Source organism: Halomonas sp. 1513 (genome assembly GCA_001971685.1).
Lineage (GTDB): Bacteria > Pseudomonadota > Gammaproteobacteria > Pseudomonadales > Halomonadaceae > Franzmannia.
Genome location: CP019326.1, coordinates 1,679,914 through 1,700,115 on the forward strand (window position 1 = coordinate 1,679,914; position 20,202 = coordinate 1,700,115).

Below are 20,202 nucleotides of genomic sequence, written 5' to 3' on the forward strand. Positions count from 1 at the left end.
GTATTTACCTACACGGAGGTTAGCGTGATCAAGCTGTCGCTGCTGTCGGTGTTCGTGCCGACCTTCTTCATGGTCTCGCTGACCCCGGGCATGTGCATGACCCTAGCGATGATCCTCGGCATGACCCAGGGCGTGAAGCGCACCCTGTGGATGATGCTCGGCGAGCTCGTCGGCGTGGCGCTGGTGGCGGTGGCCGCCGGCGCCGGGGTGGCGGCGCTGATGCTGCGCCAGCCGGAGCTGTTCGCGCTGTTCAAGTGGGTCGGTGGCGCCTACCTGGCCTATCTCGGGGTGATGATGTGGCGCTCCCGGGGGCGCATGGCGATTCCGCTGGAAAGCGTCGAACTGCCGCGCGCTACGCGCACCCAGCTGGCCATGCAGGGTTTCGTTACCGCGGTGGCCAACCCCAAGGGCTGGGCCTTCTTCGTCGCGCTGCTGCCGCCGTTTCTCGACGCCAGCCTGGCGCTGGGGCCGCAGCTGGCGGCGCTGGTGGCGGTGATCCTGATCATCGAGTTCATCTGCCTGCTGATATACGCCGGCGGCGGCCGCACCGCGCGCAAGCTGCTCGGCGAGAGCGGAAACGTGCGGCTGCTCAACCGCATCGCCGGGTCGATGATGGTGGGGGTGGGGATCTGGCTGGCGCTTGGGTAGGCTCTGCACGAAAACTGGCTGCGCTCGCCGACTTTTCGTGCAAAGTCTAGGCTCTGAGCGCCCAGCTCAGGTGGGAGGCAGCCAGGCCAGCCGCATCGCCAGCAGGATCAGCGAGGCGCTGGCGAGGCTCAGCCAGGGCGCCGGGGTCAGCGAGCGGTGGGCGAAGCGGTGGTAGCTGATGCGCACCAGGGCACAGACCACCAGCCCCAGCAGCGCGCCGCCGATCAGGTCGCTGGCCCAGTGCACGCCCAGCGTCAGGCGCGACAGCGCCATCGGCACCGCCAGCAGGATCGCCACCCAATACGCCCACACGCGGTAGCGCGAGGCTAGCTCCTGGGCGATAAAGGCGGCGGCCAGGCCGTAAAGCACCACGGCGGTGGAGGCGTGGGCGCTGGGATAGGCCAGCGACCCGGCCAGATACTCCGGAAAGTCCGGCCGCTCGCGCCCGGCCAACTGTTTGAACAGGGTGTTGGCCACGGCGATCCCGCCGAGCCCGGCGCTGAGGTGAAGAAAGGCCGAGATGTGGCGTGCCCACAGCAGCCACAGCGCCCAGGGCAGGAACAGTGCCAGCACCCCATAGGTATCCCCCGCTCGCGCCATCAGCTCGCTGGCGGTCGCTACCCAGGGCATGTCCAGTGCCGCCGCCATGCCCTGGATCTGCAGGTCCATCAGCATCGGGCCTTGATGCTCGAGCACGATCAGCGTCCAGATACACAGCGCGGAGAGCGAGAAGACCAGCAGGCACAGCGAGCCCAGCGGGAACTCGCCGCGCGGTCGGCGCGCGCGCAGGCGCATCCACAGCCGGCGTCGCCAGGCGCCGCCGCGGGCCAGCCGGGCAGTGGCGAAGTATACCCGCCCGCCTCGCGCCAGCTGGTGACGCAGCCACGAAAAGCATAGCGCCAGCACCACGATTACTGCGGCCAGGGCGAGTAGCCACTGCTGGGTGCCGGGCGGGATATCGAGCAGCTGCTGCCAGGTGCGTCCCAGCAGGTAGCCGGGTAGCACATAGGCCGGTGCCCATAGCAGCGCCGACAGCAGCGAGGCCCACACGAAGGCGAACGGCGACATGTGCAGCATGCCGGCGATCATCGGGATCACCGGGCGCACCGGCCCCACGAAGCGCGCAAAGATGACCGACAGGGTGCCGTAGCGCTGAAAGAAGCGCGCGCCGCGTGCCAGCCACTCCGGGTGACGATGGAACGGCCACAGTCGCGGAACCCGTTCGCGCTGGGTATAGCCCAGCGCGAAGCTCAGGCCGTCGCCGGCCAGTGCGCCAAGACCGGCGGCCAGCAGCACCAGCGGGATCGACAGGTCCTGATGCCCCGCCAGCGAGGCGGCGGCCGTCATCAGCACCACCCCGGGCATGATCAGGCCGACCACGGCCAGGCACTCGAGCAGGGCGATGATGGCGATGATCAGCAGCAGCAGCGCGGGAGATGGGGTCAACTGGTAGAGCCAGTCGGCAATGTTCAAGACGCGGACTCCGTCAGCGCGTGCCCCCTGCGCAGGAGGCGTTGTTCAAAGGCCAGCCAGCGTTCATCGGGCTGCGGCGTGCATACGGCGATGCGTGCGGTGAGCGGGCCGGTTTCGGCCAGCACACAGCGCTCCAGCGCCGCCAGCAGTCGATTGCGCACCATCAGCGCGCCGTTGTCGCCGGTGTCTGGCAGCACCAGCCAGAACAGGTTGCCCTCGGCACGGCCCAGGCTGTCATGACTGCGGCACGTATGGTGCGCTACCTGGCAGAAGCGTTGCAACATGTCGTGGTAGAGGCGTTGGCCGAACTGCTCGCGCGCCATGTCGAGCTGCGGCAGGTGAATCACCAGCACGCTGAGCCGCCGCTCGAAGGCCTGGGCGCGGGCCAGCTCACTCTGCAGCGTCTCTTCCACGGCGCTGGCGGTGAGCGCCTCGCAGTGCGGTTCGCCGGGATCGGTGGCGCGCAGCAGGGCGTGCTGGCGCAGCTGCTCCCAGGGCGCCAGGGTGCACAGCGCGACCAGGGCGACATAGCTGAGCGCAGCCAGCTCGGGGGACATGTCGAGGTCCATCAGCAGCAGCCACAGCGGCGCCAGCATCAGATTGAGCATCAGCGCCGGCCCCAGCGGCAGCAGCAACAGCGCCACCACCGGGGGCAGTCCCAGCCACAGGTCGGCGACCTGTTCGAGCCGGATCAGCTCCACGGCCAGCAGCAGATACCCGGTGCTGATCAGCATGTAGGAGGAGATGCGCTGGGCGCGGTGATCGGCCAGCCGTACCACCGCGGCGGCCAGCAGCAGCAGCGCGCCGATGCCGGGCAGCAGGATATAGTCGTAGTGGCCCATCAGGTAGTGCCAGCCGCCATGCGTGGCGGCGAGCAGCGCTGCCACCAGGTAGACCAGCGCGAACAGCCGTGACGGCGATGCGTCCAGACGGGTCATCATCAGCCGGCCTCCTGAGCGTCGTGGACCAGCGCCGAGCGCTGCTCGGCGAGGGCCGCGCGGGCCGTGTCCAGGCGTTCGCTGTCGGCCAGCGGCAGCGTGCGGGCGCGCAGGCCAGGGTGATGCAGCGCGTCGTGGACCAGCGCCTCGCAGCGTTGGCGCACCGCGGCAGGGCTGCGATCGACCAGCATGATGGCCAGGGTGCGCCGGTCGAGACGATAGCAGTGCTCGAACGCATGGCTGGCCATGGCCAGGCGTTGGGCGAGCCACCAGCAGCGGCGCCCCGAGGTCCTCAGCAGCAGCAATTCGCTGTGCAAGGGGTCACGCTGGCTGCGTGTACGCTCCCTGACGATGGCCTGATCGAGGCGCTCCGCCGACCACAGGCGCAGGCCGGGCGCCAGCCGCTGGCGCTGGCTGACTCGCTGCCACAGCGGGCGCAGCTGTAGGGCGTGGGCGGCGCCGGCCAGCAGCAGCAGGCCCAGCAGCAAGCCGCTGACGGCGGCTTCGGCGCGCGGCAGAGTGGCGGCCACCTGCCACCAGGCGAGGCTCGCCAGCGCCACATTGAGCGCCATCATCCAGCGCGGCTGGGGCAGCATCATCAGGATCGCGAAGGCCCATAGCCAGCTGCCGAGTACGCCTGGCTCGATGGCTAACAGGCTTGCCAGCAGCAGGCTGGGCACCAACTGCCAGGGCAGGCGCGCCGGCCAGCGAAAGCTGCGCTCGATCAGCAGGGCGGTGGCCAACAGCCACAGCGCCGAGGCCCACAGCAGCGGACGCACCGTGGCCGGCTCGAGTAGGACCGCCATTGCCGCGCAGAGCAGGGCGCCGGCCAGCAGGGTGAGGCGAAAGCCGTGGACTTTGTACATGCTCGTCATGGTGCCTTATATTGATCTGCTTCGCTGTATCATGAGCTTTTTCACGCCGGCGGTCATGGTCACCGCACGGCCACAACAGGAGTCACGCCAGGGCATGTCAGAACACACCGCTGCCATCACCGATGTCGTTGCCTACATGGACCGCCTGGGCCAGCAGGCCCGCGCCGCCAGCATGACCCTGCGCGGCCTCGATAGCGCGCGCAAGAACGCTGCGCTGCTGGCCACCGCCAAGCATCTGGAGCAGGCACGACCGCGGCTGCTGGAGGCCAATGCCGGTGACCTGGCACGCGGGCGCGACAACGGCCTGGATGCGGCGCTGCTCGATCGCCTGGCGCTGACCGATGCGCGAATCGATGCCATGCTCGAGGGCCTGCACCAGGTCGCCGCGCTGCCCGACCCGGTGGGCGAGGTGGACGGCCTGCGCTACCGCCCCAGCGGCATCCAGGTTGGCCAGATGCGCGTGCCGCTGGGAGTGATCGGCATCATCTACGAATCGCGCCCCAACGTCACCGTCGAGGCGGCCAGCCTGTGCCTCAAGGCGGGCAACGCCTGTATCCTGCGCGGCGGCTCCGAGGCGCGCGACAGCAACGCCGCCATCGCCGCTTGCCTGCAGGCGGGGCTGGCCGAGGCCGGCGTGCCCGAGGCCGCGGTGCAGGTGGTCGCCACTACCGACCGCGCCGCGGTCGGCCGGCTGATCGCCATGCCCGAGTACGTCGACGTGATCATTCCGCGCGGCGGCAAGTCGCTGATCGAGCGCATCTCACGCGAGGCGCGGGTGCCGGTGATCAAGCACCTCGACGGGGTCTGCCATGTCTATATCGATGCCACGGCCGACCACGACAAGGCCCTGGCCATCGCCGTCAACGCCAAGACCCATCGCTACGGCACCTGCAACACCATGGAGACGCTGCTGGTCGACGCGCCCCTGGCCGCCGAGCTGCTGCCGCGGCTGGCTGCCGCCTATGCCGAGCATGGCGTCGAGCTGCGCGGCTGCCCGCGCACCCGTGAGATCCTGCCCCAGGCCGCCGCGGCCAGCGAGGAGGACTGGCACGCCGAATACCTGGCGCCGGTACTGGCGATCCGCGTGGTCGATGGCATCGACGCGGCCATGGCGCATATCGAGCGCTACGGCTCGCAGCATACCGACGCCATCGTCACCGAGCAGTACGCCCTGGCACGCCGTTTCATGGCCGAGGTCGACTCCAGCTCGGTGATGGTCAACGCCTCGACGCGTTTTGCCGACGGCTTCGAGTATGGCCTCGGCGCGGAGATCGGCATCTCCACCGACAAGCTGCATGCGCGGGGCCCGGTGGGACTCGAGGGGCTGACCACGCGCAAGTACGTGGTGTTCGGGGACGGGCATACGCGTGGCTGAGGTCGCGACCCCGACGCGGGTCGCGATGCTCGGCGGCACCTTCGACCCAGTGCATCTGGGGCACCTGCGTAGCGCCGTGGAGCTGGCCGAGTCGCTGGGCCTCGATCGCGTGCATATGATTCCCGCCCAGCAGCCGCCGCTGCGCGGCGCGCCGGGGCTGTCCGGCCACCAGCGCCTGGCGCTGCTGCGGCTGGGCATCGGCGATACGCCGCGGCTGGTCGCCGACGACCGCGAAATTCGCCGCGACGGCCCTTCCTACTCCGCCGACACCCTGGCCAGCCTGCGCGCCGAGTACGGCGACGAAGCGCGGCTGGTGATGGCGCTGGGCCACGACGCCTTTCTCAAGCTCGCCGACTGGCACCAGCCCGAGCGGCTATTCGAGCTGGCCCACCTGGTGGTCATCGAGCGTCCCGATCATCGCCAGCCGCTGGCGGAGGCGCTGCGTGAACTGATCGCCGGGCGCGAGGTCGATGACCCGGCGACGCTGTTTGCGGCGCCGGCGGGACGGCTGCTGCGCCTGTCGCTGCCTTCGCGGATGGCGATCTCCGCCACCGAGGTGCGCCAGCGCCTGCGCCACGGCGCTTCGGTGCGCTATCTGCTGCCCGAGGCGGTGGAGCGGGAGATCATGGCACTGGGCCTCTACCGCCACGAGCGGTAGAATGTCCAGTCAATGCCGTGATCCCCGATACGCACCAGGAGCCCCTCAGACACTATGCAGATCGACGACCTCAAGACACTGGTGATCGATGCCCTCGAGTCCCTCAAGGGACAGGACATCGCGACCCTCGACGTGTCGCGCCTGACCAGCGTGACGGACCTGATGGTGGTCGCCAGTGGCACCTCCACGCGCCACGTCTCGGCACTCGCCAACCGCGTGGTGGAGATGACCAAGGAGCAGGGCCTGCAGCCGCTGGGCGTCGAAGGACAGGCCGGTTCCGACTGGGTGCTGGTGGATCTCGGTGAGCTGGTGGTGCACGTGATGCTGGTCGAGACCCGGCGCCTCTACGACCTCGAGCGGCTGTGGTCGGATCTGCCCAGCGACGGCGAGGCCGAGGTGCGCGGGGAGCGTGTGTGAAGTTCAAGCTGCTGGCGGTAGGCACCAAGATGCCGGGCTGGGTCGAGCAGGGCGTCGGCGAATATCGCAAGCGGCTGCCGCGTGACTTCAGCCTCGAGGTGATCGAGATCGCCCCCGGGGCGCGCGGCAAGAACGCCGATATCGCGCGTGCCGTGGCCAGCGAAGGCGAGCGCATGCGCGAGCGGCTCAAGGGCAATGAGCAGCTGGTGGCACTGGAGGTCGGCGGCAAGCCCTGGAGCACCGAGCAGCTCGCCGAGCAGGCCGCCGAGTGGCGGCTTGCCGGGCGCGATGTGGCGCTGCTGGTGGGCGGCCCCGACGGCATCGAGCCGGGACTCTCGGCGAGTGCTGACCAGCGCTGGTCGCTGTCGCCGCTGACTCTGCCGCATCCGCTGGTGCGCATCCTGCTCGCCGAGCAGCTGTACCGCGCCTGGACGCTGCTGGTAGGGCATCCCTACCACCGTTGAGGTGTTTCTTGTTTCAACTCTCGAGTTCGCTCCATGCGTGATCGTCGCCAGGTACTCAAGAACACGCATCAGGAAGTGCGTATCTTCCGTCTCCGCTCGCTGCTGGCGCTACTGCTGGTGGTGGCGCTGACCGCGACGCTGATGGGCCGCCTGGCCTACCTGCAGGTCTCCCAGCACGAGGTCTATATTACCCGCTCGGAGAAGAACCGCGTGCGGGTCGAGCCGCTGCCACCGACTCGTGGGCTGATCTATGACCGCAACGGCCAGCTGCTGGCCGAGAATCGCCCCACCTACAATCTGATGCTGGTGCGCGAGCGCGTTGAGGACCTCGACGCCACCCTCAACCTGCTGGTGGAGCTGCTGGCGCTGCCCGAGGAGGGCGTCGAGGCGTTTCGCGAGCGCTCGCGCCAGCGCACGCGCCCGTTCCAGCCGGCGCTGCTGATGAGTGATCTGGAGGAGGAGCAGATCGCCCACCTGGCACTCAATCGCCATCGCCTCCCCGGGGTCGAGGTCGAGGCGCAGCTGCTGCGCTACTACCCGGATGCCCAGATGCTGTCCCATGCGCTGGGCTACGTGGGGCGTATCAACGCCGAGGAGTTGGCGACCCTCGACCCGGGCAACTATGCCGGCACCCACTTCATCGGCAAGACCGGCGTCGAGCGCTTCTACGAGGACGTGCTGCACGGTCAGGCCGGCTTGCGCAAGGTCGAGACCAACGCCCGTGGCCGGGTGCTGCGCGAGCTGGGGCGCACCGACCCGGTGCCGGGCGAGAACCTGACCCTGACCATCGATCGCGACATGCAGAAACTGGCCTATGAGCTGCTCGACGGGCGGCGCGGCTCGATCGTCGCCATCGAGCCGGCCAGCGGCGAGATCCTGGCCATGGTCTCGGCGCCGGGGTTCGACAGCAACCGTTTCGTCACCGGCATCGACGTCGCCTCCTACCAGGCGCTGCAGGACGATCTCGACCTGCCGCTGTTCAACCGCGCGATCCGCGGCCAGTACCCGCCCGGCTCGACCGTCAAGCCGTTTCTGGCCATCGCCGGGCTTGCCGAAGGGGTGATTACGCCCAATCGGGTGATCAACGATCCCGGCTATTTCCAGCTTCCGGGCGATACGCGCCGCTATCGCAACTGGCTGCGCTGGGGGCACGGCCGGGTCGACATGGAGCGCTCCATCGAGGTCTCCAACAACACCTACTACTACACCCTGGCCCACGAGATGGGGATCGACCGCCTGCATGAGCACATGACCAACTTCGGCTTCGGCCAGCGGGTCGGTCACGACGTGTTCGGCGAAAGCGCCGCGCTGATGCCGTCACGGGAGTGGAAGCGCGGCCGCTTCAATCAGCCCTGGTACCCCGGCGAAACCATTTCGGTGGGTATCGGCCAGGGCTACTGGCAGGTCACCCCGCTGCAGCTGGCGGCGGCCACCGGGGTGCTGGCCAACCGCGGCAAGTGGGTCAAGCCGCGAATGGCCAAGCGCATCGGCGACCACGAGCAGGAGGCCGTGCTGCCCGAGACCCTGAGTGACATTGTGCTCGACAACGAGGAGTGGTGGGATCGCGTCTTCTCGGGTGCCGAGAAGGTGCTCAGCGGCAGCGAAGGCACCGCGCGGCGTACCGGGGTCGATCTCGACTATCGCATGGGCGGCAAGTCGGGTACCGCCCAGGTGTTCTCGCTGGGCCAGGATCAGCGCTACGACGCCGATGAACTCGCCGAGCGGCTGCGCGATCACGCGCTGTTCGTCGCCTATGCGCCGATCGAGGATCCGCAGATTGCGGTCTCGGTGATCGTCGAGAACGCCGGTGGCGGCAGCACCCACGCGGCGCATCTGGCGCGGGCGATGAGCGATGCCTGGCTGCTCGACGACGAAGCGCTGGACGTCGAGGAGCTGCGCGAAGAGATGGAAAACGACGACGCCAGCGTGGCGGGTAACTGATGCTCATGAAAGGACGCTGACGATGCTCGGTGATATTACCCGGGGCCTGCGAGGCCATCCGGTACGCCCCCCCGAAAGCGGCATGTCGCGCCGCAAGAGCGTGTGGACCAAGCTGCGCATCGACCCCTGGATCCTGCTGCTGCTGCTGGTGCTGATGAGTGCCGGCCTGATGGTGCTCTACAGTGCCAGCGGCCAGCGCCTCGACACGGTGATCGCCCAGGCGACCCGCTTCGGGCTGGGGCTGGTGGTGCTGATGGTGCTGGCGCGGCTGTCACCCACCACGCTGCTGCGCTGGGCGCCGCTGCTGTACGGCGCGGCGCTGGCGATGCTGATCGCGGTAGAGGTGATGGGCGACATGGGCATGGGCGCCCAGCGCTGGCTGGTGATTCCCGGGGTGGTGCGCTTCCAGCCTTCCGAGTTGATGAAGCTGGCGATGCCGATGATGCTGGCCGCCTATCTGTGCCGCCGCGAGCTGCCGCCGACATGGCTCGACCTGCTGGTGTGCGGCCTGATCATGGTGGTGCCGGTCATGCTGATCGCGCGCCAGCCGGACCTCGGCACCTCGCTGCTGGTGATCTGTGCCGCGGTCTTCGTTATCTTGCTGGCCGGGCTGTCGTGGCGCTTCATTGCCTTCTTGGTGGCGCTGGCCGGCGCCGCACTGCCGCTGCTGTGGATCAACATGCACAACTACCAGCGCCAGCGGGTGCTGACCTTTCTCAATCCCGAGAGCGACCCGCTGGGCGCCGGCTGGAACATCATCCAGTCGACCACCGCCATCGGCAGCGGCGGGCTAGTGGGCAAGGGCTGGCTGCAGGGGACCCAGTCGCAGCTCGAGTTTCTCCCCGAGCGGCATACCGACTTCATCGTCGCGGTGCTCGGCGAGGAGTTCGGCCTGATCGGCATGCTGGTGGTGCTGACGCTCTATCTGCTGATCATCATCCGCGGGCTATGGCTGGCCAACGCCGCCCAGGACTGTTTTGGCCGCCTGCTGGCGGGCAGTATCGTGCTGACATTCTTCATCTATGTGTTCGTCAACGTGGGCATGGTCAGTGGTATTCTGCCGGTGGTGGGCGTGCCGCTGCCGCTGGTCAGCTATGGGGGCACCTCCAGCGTGACCTTGCTGGCCGGTTTCGGTATTCTCATGTCGATTCATGCCCACCGCCGCCTGCTGCCTCGCTGAGGCGGTGTTCCAGCGAAAGATTCAGCAAGGAGCTGCCCGACCGATGACGGTGTCTGCAATTCAGGGAAGGGGCGCGCGCAGCGTGCTGGCCGCAGTGGCTCTATCACTGCTGGCGTCGGCGAGCCTGGCCGACGATTTCGACCCGACGTCGGATGACGCCGTAGCCGCGCTGGTCGAACAGCTCGGTGAGCAGGGCGTGCCGCGCGACTGGGCCGAGGCGGCGATGCGCCAGGCCGATTTCAGCCAGGAGGTGCTCGATGCCATGGAAGGTGCCGCCGAGCGGCGCCTGCGCTGGGACGAGTACCGCGAGATCTTCCTCCAGCGTGACCGCATCCTGGAGGGGGCGGCCTTCATCGATGCCCACCGCGACGCCTTCGACCGCGCCGAGGCCGAATATGGCGTGCCGCCGGAGGTGATCGCCGCGATCATCGGTGTCGAGACCAAGTACGGCCAGTTCACCGGTCGTCACCGTGTGCTCGACTCGCTGTCGACCCTGGCCTTCCATCATCCCAGTCGCCATCGCTTCTTCCACGGCGAGCTGGCGGCGTTTCTCGAGATCGCCTTCGAGGAGGGCGTGGAGCCCGGCTCGCTGTACGGTTCCTATGCCGGGGCCATGGGCTATCCGCAGTTCATCCCCACCAGCTACCGTGCCTATGCGGTGGACTTCGACGGTGACGACATCCGCGACCTGTGGACCAATCCGGTGGACGCCATCGGCAGCGTCGGCAACTACTTTGCCGAGCACCGCTGGCGCGCCGGCGAGGCCATCTTGAGCGAGGCAAGCGGCCCCGACAGCCTGCCCGACGGCATCGAGTTCAACGCCACCCGTCCTCCCTATGCGGGCCTCGACGAGCTCGCCGCGGCGGGCATCGAGCCGCAGCACGACGCCGACGCGCCGCAGCAGGTGATGCCGCTGGCGTTCGATTACCTGCGCGACGACGACAGTCAGGAAGTGAGCTATCACTATCGTCTCGGGCATCACAATTTTTACGTGATCACTCGCTACAATCACAGCCATCTATACGCCATGGCGGTCACCGAGCTGGCCGAACGCATTGCCGAGGCCTATGAGGAGGGTGCATGGGCTCAGGACGACAGCTGATCCGCACGCTCGGCGCACTGGCTGCGCTGCTGACGGTGGCGGGCTGTGCCAGCAGCGGTAGCGGCACCCAGCGGACTGGCGACAGCGGTGCTGCCAGCGCGACTCAGAATGAGGCCACCAGCACTGCCAGCGGGCGCTATGCGATGAGCCGCGATGCCTACCCCGACCTGCCGCCGGACGTCTCCGACGTCCCGGATGCCGAGCCGCGGGTCGAGCCGCGCTCGCGGGGTGGCAACCGGCCCACCTACGAGGTGTGGGGCGAGACCTACCACGTGCTGTCCGACGAGGTGGGCTACAGCAACGAGGGCATCGCCTCCTGGTACGGCGAGAAGTTCCACGGCTACGCCACCGCCAACGGCGAGATCTACGATATGTACATGATGACCGCTGCGCATCGCTCGCTGCCGCTGCCCAGCTTCGTCAAGGTGACCAGCGTCGACAACGGCCGCTCGGTGATCGTACGGGTCAACGATCGTGGGCCGTTCCACGACAACCGCGAGATCGATCTCTCCTATGCGGCGGCGGCCAGGCTGGATATCCTGGGCAGCGGTACCGGCCGGGTGCGTGTCGAGGCCATCGATCCGGTGGCCTGGCAGCAGAATCGCGGCAATGGGTCGCGCCAGGTGGCCGAGGTGCAGCGCCCGGCGCGTGACGGCGCCGAGCAGGTCGCCGCCCAAGCCCCGGCGTCGAGCGTTTCCCCCGCCCGGGAGGTCGCGGCGACGCCAGCCTCCTCCAATGGCGCGGCGACCAACGGCGACGCCGCAGTGTATCTGCAGGTGGCCGCGCTGGGCTCGGCGAGCAACGCCGAAGCCCTCAAGTCGCGGCTGCAGAGTGAACTCAACCAGCCGGTGCGCGTGGCCAGCGATGCCAGCGTGCATCGCGTCCAGGTCGGGCCGGTGAGCGATGCCAGCCGGGTCGAGCCGCTGCGCGACGAACTGCGCCGCGCGGGGTTCGAGCAGACCCTGGTGATCAATGACTGACCCGAGCCGGGTCGTGAATCTAGTGACGTTTCTTCTTTGAGAGTGGATGTAATGAAAGTGTTTGCCTTGTTGTCCGGTTTGCGTCGCTCGATGCTTCCGCTGGCTGCCGCCGGCTTGACCAGCCTGGGGGTGATGACCCTGGGTGTCTCGGCCCAGGCGCAGCAGCCCAGCCCGCAGACCATGATCCCCTCGCCGCCACAGCTGGCGGCCAAGTCGTGGTTCCTGATGGATGCCGACAGCGGCGAGGTGCTGGTCGAGCACAACGCCGACGAGCGGCTGCCGCCGGCCAGCCTGACCAAGCTGATGACCGCCTACCTGGTGGAGCGTGAGCTCGACCGCGGCAATATCGGCATGGACGACATGGTGCGGGTCAGCGAGAACGCCTGGCGCACCGGCGGCTCGAAAATGTTCATCGAGGTCGATACCGAGGTATCGATCCGCGATCTGCTCTACGGGATCATCATCTCCTCGGGCAACGACGCCAGCGTTGCCGTGGCCGAGCACCTGGCCGGCGGCGAGCAGCCGTTCGCCGACCTGATGAACCAGCACGCCCAGCGGTTGGGGCTGCACAACACCAGCTTTGCCAACTCCACCGGCCTGCCGGACCCGGAGCAGTACTCCTCGGCGCGCGACATGGCGCTGCTGTCGCAGTACATCATCAACGACTATCCCGAGCACTACGCGATCTACGCCGAGCGCTACTTCGACTTCAACGATATCCGCCAGCCCAATCGCAACCGCCTGCTGTGGCGCGACGCCACCGTCGATGGCCTCAAGACCGGCTGGACCACCGAGGCCGGCTACGGGCTGGTGGCCTCGGCCAAGCGCGACGACATGCGCCTGATCTCGGTGGTGATGGGCACCAACTCCGAAGAAGCCCGCGCCCAGGAGACCCAGAAGCTGTTCAGCTACGGCTTCCGCTACTTCGAGACCCTCAACCTCTATGAGGCGGGCTCGGTGCTCGAAACGCCGCGTATCTGGGGCGGTGCAGAGAACCAGGTGCGCGTCGGTGTCGATAGCGACGTCAAGATGACCGTGCCGCGCGGGCGCAGCGATGAGCTCACCGCGCGCCTCAACCTGCGCGGTGATATCACCGCGCCGGTGGCGGCGGGCGACCAGCTCGGCACCCTGGAGGTCAAACTCGGCGACGAGGTGCTCGGCGAGCGCCCGCTGGTGGCCCTGGAGAACGTCGAGCAGGGCGGGATCTTCAAGCGTGTCTTCGACATGGTGCGCCAGTTCATCAGCGGACTGTTTGGCTGATCGATGGCGTAGCGCTGCAGGCTTGCACGGGGCCGTCGCTTGCGGCGGCCTTGGTCGCAGCGGCCGGGTTGCGTAAAATGGCGCCACACTCCCGTTTCGAGTACCCCGCATCATGGCCGACAAGCCCCTGCGAGACCTGCGTCTCGACACCCCGGCGACCTCCACGCCGGCCCCGCGCGTCGAATTCCCCTGCGACTATTCGCTGAAGATCGTCGGCGATGCCGCCGACGATTTTCACGATGCCGTGGTCGCGGTGGTCGAGGCCCATGCGCCCGGCTTCGACCGTGAGTCGATCCGCGTCGTCGACAGCCGCAACGGCAAGTTCCAGTCGGTGCGGCTGACCATCATCGCCACCGGCAAGCCCCAGCTCGAGGCGCTGTTTGCCGCGCTCAAGGCCACCGGCCGCGTCCACATGGTGCTGTGATGAGCGAGCATCTCGCCGCGCCTGTTCGGGTCTACCGCCTGGGCCGCCAGCCCTACCTGCCGGTGTGGCAGGCGATGCGCGAACTGACCGATACGCGTGACGCCGAGACCCCGGACCAGTGCTGGGTGGTCGAGCACGACCCGGTCTTCACCCAGGGCCAGGCCGGCAAGCCCGAGCACCTGCTGATGCCCGGCGATATCCCGGTGGTACAGACCGACCGCGGTGGCCAGGTGACCTATCACGGCCCCGGCCAGCTGGTGGTCTATCCGCTGCTCGATGTACGCCGCACGCGGCTCGGCGTGCGCGAGCTGGTGACCGCGCTGGAACAGGCGGTGGTCGGGGTGCTGGGGGAGCTGGGGATCTCTGCCGCGGCGCGGGCCGACGCCCCGGGGGTCTACGTGGGCGAGGCCAAGATCGCCTCGCTGGGGCTGCGCATCCGCCGCGGCGCCAGCTTCCACGGCGTGGCGCTCAACGTCGATGTCGATCTCACGCCGTTCTCGCGGATCAATCCCTGCGGCTATGCCGGCATGGCGATGACGCGCATCAGCGATCTGCTCTCTGCGGCGCCGGATGCGGACAGCGTGGCGCATGGCCTGGTACGCCATCTGGGTGCACAGCTGGGGCGTGACCTCGACTGGGCAGCGCCCGGCGAGCTGCCGGAGCACTGCCGCCTGCAGCAGGGTCTCAGCCTACCGGCGTGACCGGAATCAGGCCGTCATCCGCGGCTGCCTGCTGGCCGGGTACCTTGGCCGGGGCGGCCAGCCCCAGGTTGTTCTTCTCGAACACCTGGTCGGCGCGGTAGCTGGAGCGCACCAGCGGCCCCGAGGCGACTTCCAGGAAGCCCCGCTCCAGGCCCAGCTGGCGATAGCGCTCGAACTCCTCGGGGGTCACCCAGCGCTCCACCGGCAGGTGGTTCTTGGTCGGGCGCAGGTACTGGCCGAGGGTGACGATGTCGACGCCGATCTCGCGCAGGTCGTCGAAGGTGGCGAGGATCTCCTCTTCGGTTTCACCGAGGCCCAGCATCAGGCTGGTCTTGGTCAGCACCTCGGGCTTGTGGCGCTTGGCAAAGGCCAGCACGTCGAGGGTCTTGCGGTAGCCGGCGCGGGGGTCGCGAACGCGCTGAGTGAGGCGCTCGACGGTCTCGACGTTCTGGGCAAACACCTCGAGGCCGGAATCCACCACGTCGGCGATGGCGTCGTGTACGCCGTCGAAATCCGGGGTCAGGGCCTCGACCACCACCTCCGGGGTGCGCGCTTTGATGGCGCGGACGCAGGCGGCGTAGTGGCTGGCGCCGCCGTCGTCGAGGTCGTCGCGGTCCACCGAGGTCAGCACGATGTAGCGCAGCCCCATCAGCTCCACCGACTTGGCGGTATTCTGCGGCTCTTCATGATCGAGCCAGCCGCGCGGGTTGCCGGTGTCCACCGCACAGAAGCGGCAGGCGCGGGTGCAGACCGAGCCCATCAGCATGATGGTGGCGGTGCCGTTGCTCCAGCACTCGCCCATGTTGGGGCAGTGCGATTCGGCGCACACCGTGCTCAGGCGGTGCTCGCTGACGTTGCGCTTGACCGCCTCGAAGCGTTCGCCGCCGGCGATCTGAATGCGCAGCCAGGGCGGCTTGCGGCCATTGCTGACGCCCTCGTGGGGCTCTGCTGTTTCGCTCTGCCTGCGCTGCTTGATGCCATCCTTGATCACGGACATGCCGTGCTCGTTGCGGAATTTGGCCCCGCTGGAAACGGCTTGCGACGGCTTGTTGCTCATAGCGATTCGCGCCTCTCTGTTCGCTGCCCGGGCGGCGTCACCCGAACCAAGATGCACGCCACTTTAGCATAAGGTCGGGGGTGGGTTCAGCCTGCCCCGGCTGTTCGTACCCTTGGCATGCCCCAGCGTGCCTCGAGCTCGGAACTAACCCGTCGGCAGGCCTACGAGGAGGCGCTGTAAACCCATCCCTGGGCGCTACCTTGCGCCATCCATGGCGCAAACCTCCTCTCCGACCTGCCCCCGGCGTCCTCGCAATCGGCACTGATGGCGGCGGATCAGTCCCGAGCGGCGCTAGCCCAAATTAACTGCCTTGTGCCTTAGGTACCGGCAGACAGACCACCGAGTGGCCGCGGTGGGGCGTAAGCGGGGCGCTGAAGTGGGCGTTGAGTTCCGGCAGCAGCTCCTGGACGAAGCGCAGGAACAGCTCGGTGATCGGCGAGGGATGGCGGTCCTTGGGATACACCGTGCACCACGAGCGGCGCAGCGGAAAGCCGTGCAGCGGTGGCGAGGCGAGCAGCCCGCCGGCAAGCTCCAGCTGGACGGCCAGGCGCGGCAGCACGGCTACGCCGAGATGCGCCATCACGCCCTGCTTGATCGCCTCGTTGGTGCCCATCTCGATGGTGTGGGCCAGCGTCACCCGCTCGCGGGAGGCGAAGTCCTCGAAGGCGGTGCGGGTGCCGGAGCCGGGCTCGCGCATCAGCACGTAGTGGTGGGCGAAGTCGTCGAGGGTCGGGCTGGCGCTATGCATCAGCGGGTGTTCCGGCCACACCACCGGGATCATCTCGTTGTCGAGGATCGGCATGAAGGTGAGGTTGGGGTCGTCGGGCACCATGCCCATGATCACCAGGTCGTCGCGGCGCTCGGCGAGGCGCTCCAGCGCCTGGCCGCGGTTGCATACCCGCAGGCGAATCTGCACCTCGGGATAGAGGGCGCGAAAGCGCGCCAGGATATACGGCACCACGTACTGGGCGGTGGAGACCGCCGCCAGGTTGAGTTCGCCGCGGATGCTGCCGGCCATCTCCGAGAGCGCCATCTGCAGGCTCGAGACCTGACCGAAGATCGACTGCACCGAACTCGCCAGGGCATCGGCGGCGGGCAGCACGTGCAGGGTCTTGCCGGCATACTTGAACAGCGGCTGCTCGAGGGCCTGCTCGAGCTGGCGGATCTGCGCGCTGACCGCCGGCTGCGTCAGGCCGAGCTGCTCCGCCGCCCGCGAGTAGGACTGCTGGCGGTGCACGGCCTGAAACACCTGCAACTGGCGGAAGGTCAGGCGGTTGAGCAGACTGGGTCGCGTCATTAAGGCGTCCAAGCGGTGTCGGTTATGACAGAATAGGCTGCCAGAATGTTACCAACTTTGTCGGGGTGGGTCGCCATGTTCCACAAGCTGCTGATCGCCAACCGCGGCGAGATCGCGGTGCGCATCGAGCGCGCCTGTGCCGAGATGGGCATTCGCTCGGTGGCGGTGTACACCGAGCCGGACCGCTTCGCGCTGCACGTTAAGCGCGCCGACGAGGCCTACTTCATCGGCGATGACCCGCTGGACGGCTACCTCGACGCCCAGCGCCTGGTCGACCTGGCCCGCGAGACCGGCTGCGATGCGCTGCATCCCGGCTACGGCTTTCTCGCCGAGCAGGCCGATTTCGCCAGGCTCTGCGCCCAGGCGGGCATCGCCTTCATCGGCCCGGATGCCGAGGTGATCGCGCGCATGGCCGACAAGAGCGGCGCGCGGGAGACCCTGCGCGAGGCGGGTATCCCCGTCACGCCCGGCTCGCGGGCGCCGCTGGCAAGCGTAGAGGAGGCCCTGGCGCTGGCCGAGGCGCTGGGCTATCCGGTGATGCTCAAGGCCAACCTGGGCGGCGGCGGGCGTGGCCTGCGCCGCTGCGACACTGCCGCCCAGCTCGAACAGGCCTGGTCGCAGGTCGGCGAGGAGGCCGATGCGCGCTTCGCCAGCGGCGAGCTGTTCCTCGAGAAGTGCCTGGTCGGCAGCCAGCATATCGAGGTCCAGGTGCTGGCCGACCGCCACGCCAGCGTGATTCACCTGTTCGAACGCGACTGTTCGATCCAGCGCCGCAACCAGAAGCTGATGGAGATCGCCCCTAGCCCGCGGCTGACGCCCGAGCAGCGCGCCTACGTCGGCCAGCTGGCGGTGCGCGCGGCGCGGCTGGTGGGCTACGAGAATGTCGGCACCGTGGAGTTCCTGGTCAAGGGCAACGAGATCTACTTCATGGAGATGAATACCCGCATCCAGGTCGAGCACACCGTCAGCGAGGCAGTCACCGGGGTCGATATCGTGCGCGAGCAGATCCGCATCGCCTACGGCCTCAAGCTGGCGTTTCGCCAGGAGGACATTCGCCACCACGGCTACGCCATCGAGTTTCGCATCAATGCCGAAGACCCCAAGAACGACTTCCTGCCGTCGTTCGGGCGTATCACCCGCTACTATGCGCCAGGCGGCCCCGGGGTACGCACCGACACCGCCATCTATACCGGCTACCGCCTGCCACCGCATTTCGACACCCTGTGCCTCAAGCTGATCGTGTGGGGCATGACCTGGGAGGAGACCCTCGACCGCGGCGTGCGGGCGCTCAACGACATGCGCCTGCAGGGCATCAAGACCACCGCGCCGCTCTACGAGGAGATCCTCAAGCACCCCGACTTTCGCCGCGGCACCTTCGATACCGGGTTCGTGCTGCGCCACCCAGAGCTGCTCGACTACTCGGTGAAGCGCAATCCCGACGAGGTGGCGCTGGTGGTGGCTGCCGCCATCGCCGCGCATGCCGGCCTATGAACCACCGCCCCGACAGGGAGAGAGACATGCCCGCCAACCCCGACGCCCGCGTGCGCCTCAGCGATATGGTGCTGCGCGACGGCCACCAGTCGCTGATCGCCACGCGGCTACGCACCGACGACATGCTGCCGGTGTGCCCGGCGCTCGACGCCATCGGCTTCGAGTCGCTGGAGGTGTGGGGCGGGGCGACCTTCGACGCCTGCGTGCGCTTCCTCAAGGAGGACCCCTGGGAGCGCCTGCAGCGACTCAAGGCGGCGCTGCCCAACACGCCGCTGCAGATGCTGCTGCGCGGTCAGAACCTGGTCGGCTACCGTCACTACGCCGATGACGTGGTGGAGGCCTTCGTCGAACGCGCCGCGGCGGGCGGCATCGATGTCTTCAGGATGTTCGACCCGCTCAACGACCTGCGCAACCTGGAGACCGCCATGGCCGCGGTCAAGGCCGCCGGCAAGCACGCCCAGGGCGCGATCTGCTACACCCTGAGTCCGGTGCATGACCTGGAGATGTACGTCAACGATGCCCGCCGGCTGGTGGCGATGGGCGCCGACTCCATCGCCATCAAAGACATGGCCGGGCTGCTCACGCCCTATGCCACCGCCGAGCTGGTCGCCGCACTGCTGGATGCCGTGGATGTGCCTGTTCACCTGCACGCCCACGCCACCTCGGGGCTGGCTGGCCAGTGTCATCTGAAGGCGGTGGAGGCGGGCTGCCGTCACCTGGATACCTGCTGTGCAGCCTTCGCCGGCGGCGCCAGCCATCCGGCCAGCGAGGTCATGGTGGCGACCTTCCAGGACACCGACTACGACACCGGCCTCGATCTCGAGGCGATCAAGGCGGTCAGCGACCGGTTGCGCGAGGTGCGTCGCCAGTACGCTGGCTTCGAGAGCGAGGTGACCCGCGAGGATATCGGCGTGCTGGTCAGCCAGGTGCCCGGGGGGATGATGTCGAATCTCGCCCACCAACTGCGCGAGCAGAACGCGCTGTCGCGGATCCGCGAGGTGTTCGACGAGATCCCGCGGGTGCGTGCCGATCTCGGCTACCCGCCGCTGGTCACGCCGACCTCGCAGTTCATCGGCTCCCAGGCGGTAATCAACGTGCTCACCGGCGAGCGCTACAAGACCATCAGTAACGAGATCAAGCGCTACCTGCTGGGCGGCTACGGGCGCCCGCCGGCACCTGCCGACCCCGAGCTGCGGCGCCGGGCGGTGGGCCAGGAGCCGGCCGAGCAGGGCCGGCCGGCGGACCTGCTGCCGCCGGAGATGACGCGCTTTCGCGAAGCGATCGGTGGCCTCGCCGAGAGCGAGGAGGACGTACTGACCTACGCCCTGTTCCCCGACATCGGTCGCGACTTCCTGCAGGGGCGTCGCGACGGCAGCCTGATCCCCGAGCCGCTGCCAGCGGCGGAGGACGGCCAGCGGCCGGCCAGCGAGGGCACCCCTACCGAGTTCGTGATCGACGTTCACGGCGAGTCCTACGACGTGCAGATCACCGGCGTGGGCCGCGACCGCGGCGGACGCCGCCAGGTCTACCTGACCCTGGACGGCATGCCCGAGGCGGTGGTGTTCGAGCCTCGCGATCGCTATCAGCCGCCGCCCGAGAGCGGCCGCGCCCGGGCCAGCAGTGCCGGTCACGTGACCACCGCCATGCCGGGCAACATCGTCGAGGTGCTGGTGGCGGTGGGGGATCGCGTCGAGGAGGGTCAGCCGGTGTTGATCACCGAGGCGATGAAGATGGAAACCGAGCTGCACGCGCGGCGTGCCGGTACGGTGATCGCGCTGCACGTGGCACGCGGGGAGCGGGTGATGCCCGGCGAGGTGCTGGTGGAAATCGAGTAGCGCGACGACTGGCACACATCAGTCGAAACGACTAGTCTATATTGCAATGCAGCATGATGGCATAATGACCTCACTCGAGTCACCGC

19 protein-coding genes are annotated in these 20,202 nt (G+C 68.2%); 14 read left to right on the forward strand and 5 right to left on the reverse strand.

Annotated features, from left to right (window positions below; genetic code table 11):
• Window positions 1-69: 69 nt before the first annotated feature.
• Window positions 70-648, forward strand: coding sequence for a threonine transporter RhtB (locus BWR19_07650; GenBank protein APX94943.1), 579 nt, complete (start codon window positions 70-72; stop codon window positions 646-648).
• A gap of 66 nt (window positions 649-714) precedes the next feature.
• Here the strand turns inward: BWR19_07650 and BWR19_07655 are convergent, their stop codons facing one another.
• Genes BWR19_07655 through BWR19_07665 form a run of 3 tightly spaced genes read right to left on the reverse strand, consistent with a single transcriptional unit; the run spans window position 715 to window position 3,925 of the window.
• Entirely contained in the window at window positions 715-2,121 is a 1,407-nt protein-coding gene (locus BWR19_07655; GenBank protein APX92813.1) for a PA-phosphatase, read from the reverse strand.
• Entirely contained in the window at window positions 2,118-3,059 is a 942-nt protein-coding gene (locus BWR19_07660) for a hypothetical protein (GenBank protein APX94944.1), read from the reverse strand. Before BWR19_07660 ends, BWR19_07655 begins: the two co-directional genes overlap by 4 nt.
• A gap of 2 nt (window positions 3,060-3,061) precedes the next feature.
• Window positions 3,062-3,925, reverse strand: coding sequence for a hypothetical protein (locus tag BWR19_07665; GenBank protein APX92814.1), 864 nt, complete (start codon window positions 3,923-3,925; stop codon window positions 3,062-3,064).
• A 64-nt stretch (window positions 3,926-3,989) separates the two neighbouring features.
• On the opposite strand from BWR19_07665, the gene BWR19_07670 reads away from it, so the two are divergent.
• The 11 genes from BWR19_07670 (at window position 3,990) to BWR19_07720 (ending at window position 14,436) form a co-directional block, all read left to right on the forward strand.
• The gene (locus BWR19_07670) at window positions 3,990-5,309 is read left to right on the forward strand and encodes a glutamate-5-semialdehyde dehydrogenase (GenBank protein APX94945.1); all 1,320 of its coding nucleotides are present in this window, start codon (window positions 3,990-3,992) and stop codon (window positions 5,307-5,309) included.
• Between the two features lie 25 nt (window positions 5,310-5,334).
• A complete protein-coding gene (locus BWR19_07675) occupies window positions 5,335-5,967 on the forward strand; it encodes a nicotinate-nicotinamide nucleotide adenylyltransferase (protein APX92815.1) in 633 nt (210 codons plus the stop codon).
• A 54-nt stretch (window positions 5,968-6,021) separates the two neighbouring features.
• Entirely contained in the window at window positions 6,022-6,384 is a 363-nt protein-coding gene (locus BWR19_07680) for a ribosome silencing factor (GenBank protein ID APX92816.1), read from the forward strand.
• Window positions 6,381-6,848 (forward strand): 23S rRNA (pseudouridine(1915)-N(3))-methyltransferase RlmH, encoded by a 468-nt coding sequence (locus BWR19_07685; GenBank protein ID APX92817.1) that lies wholly within the window; start codon window positions 6,381-6,383, stop codon window positions 6,846-6,848. Before BWR19_07680 ends, BWR19_07685 begins: the two co-directional genes overlap by 4 nt.
• A gap of 33 nt (window positions 6,849-6,881) precedes the next feature.
• Entirely contained in the window at window positions 6,882-8,789 is a 1,908-nt protein-coding gene (locus tag BWR19_07690; GenBank protein ID APX92818.1) for a penicillin-binding protein 2, read from the forward strand.
• Window positions 8,790-8,811: 22 nt separating this feature from the next.
• On the forward strand, window positions 8,812-9,969 hold the full coding sequence (locus BWR19_07695) for a rod shape-determining protein RodA (protein ID APX92819.1): 1,158 nt from the start codon (window positions 8,812-8,814) through the stop codon (window positions 9,967-9,969).
• A 43-nt stretch (window positions 9,970-10,012) separates the two neighbouring features.
• Window positions 10,013-11,071 carry a lytic murein transglycosylase B gene (locus tag BWR19_07700; GenBank protein ID APX92820.1) on the forward strand — a complete coding sequence of 353 codons (1,059 nt, stop codon included), beginning with the start codon at window positions 10,013-10,015 and terminating at the stop codon, window positions 11,069-11,071.
• Window positions 11,050-12,051: a hypothetical protein gene (locus BWR19_07705; protein ID APX92821.1), complete on the forward strand. Its 1,002-nt coding sequence runs from the start codon at window positions 11,050-11,052 to the stop codon at window positions 12,049-12,051. The genes BWR19_07700 and BWR19_07705 overlap by 22 nt, the downstream gene beginning before the upstream one ends.
• Window positions 12,052-12,183: 132 nt before the next feature.
• Window positions 12,184-13,311: a serine-type D-Ala-D-Ala carboxypeptidase gene (locus BWR19_07710; GenBank protein ID APX94946.1), complete on the forward strand. Its 1,128-nt coding sequence runs from the start codon at window positions 12,184-12,186 to the stop codon at window positions 13,309-13,311.
• A gap of 112 nt (window positions 13,312-13,423) precedes the next feature.
• A complete protein-coding gene (locus BWR19_07715) occupies window positions 13,424-13,735 on the forward strand; it encodes a hypothetical protein (protein APX92822.1) in 312 nt (103 codons plus the stop codon).
• Window positions 13,735-14,436: an octanoyltransferase gene (locus tag BWR19_07720; GenBank protein APX92823.1), complete on the forward strand. Its 702-nt coding sequence runs from the start codon at window positions 13,735-13,737 to the stop codon at window positions 14,434-14,436. Before BWR19_07715 ends, BWR19_07720 begins: the two co-directional genes overlap by 1 nt.
• Here BWR19_07720 and BWR19_07725 read toward each other — a convergent pair.
• Both BWR19_07725 and BWR19_07730 read right to left on the reverse strand, forming a co-directional pair.
• Window positions 14,420-15,493 (reverse strand): lipoyl synthase, encoded by a 1,074-nt coding sequence (locus tag BWR19_07725; protein ID APX92824.1) that lies wholly within the window; start codon window positions 15,491-15,493, stop codon window positions 14,420-14,422. The genes BWR19_07720 and BWR19_07725 overlap by 17 nt on opposite strands.
• A 301-nt stretch (window positions 15,494-15,794) precedes the next feature.
• The gene (locus BWR19_07730; protein APX92825.1) at window positions 15,795-16,790 is read right to left on the reverse strand and encodes a LysR family transcriptional regulator; all 996 of its coding nucleotides are present in this window, start codon (window positions 16,788-16,790) and stop codon (window positions 15,795-15,797) included.
• Between the two features lie 75 nt (window positions 16,791-16,865).
• Here BWR19_07730 and BWR19_07735 point away from each other — a divergent pair, with 75 nt between their 5' ends.
• Window positions 16,866-18,281 carry a pyruvate carboxylase subunit A gene (locus BWR19_07735; protein APX92826.1) on the forward strand — a complete coding sequence of 472 codons (1,416 nt, stop codon included), beginning with the start codon at window positions 16,866-16,868 and terminating at the stop codon, window positions 18,279-18,281.
• A gap of 26 nt (window positions 18,282-18,307) precedes the next feature.
• Entirely contained in the window at window positions 18,308-20,116 is a 1,809-nt protein-coding gene (locus tag BWR19_07740; GenBank protein ID APX92827.1) for an oxaloacetate decarboxylase subunit alpha, read from the forward strand.
• The last annotated feature ends 86 nt before the right edge of the window (window positions 20,117-20,202 follow it).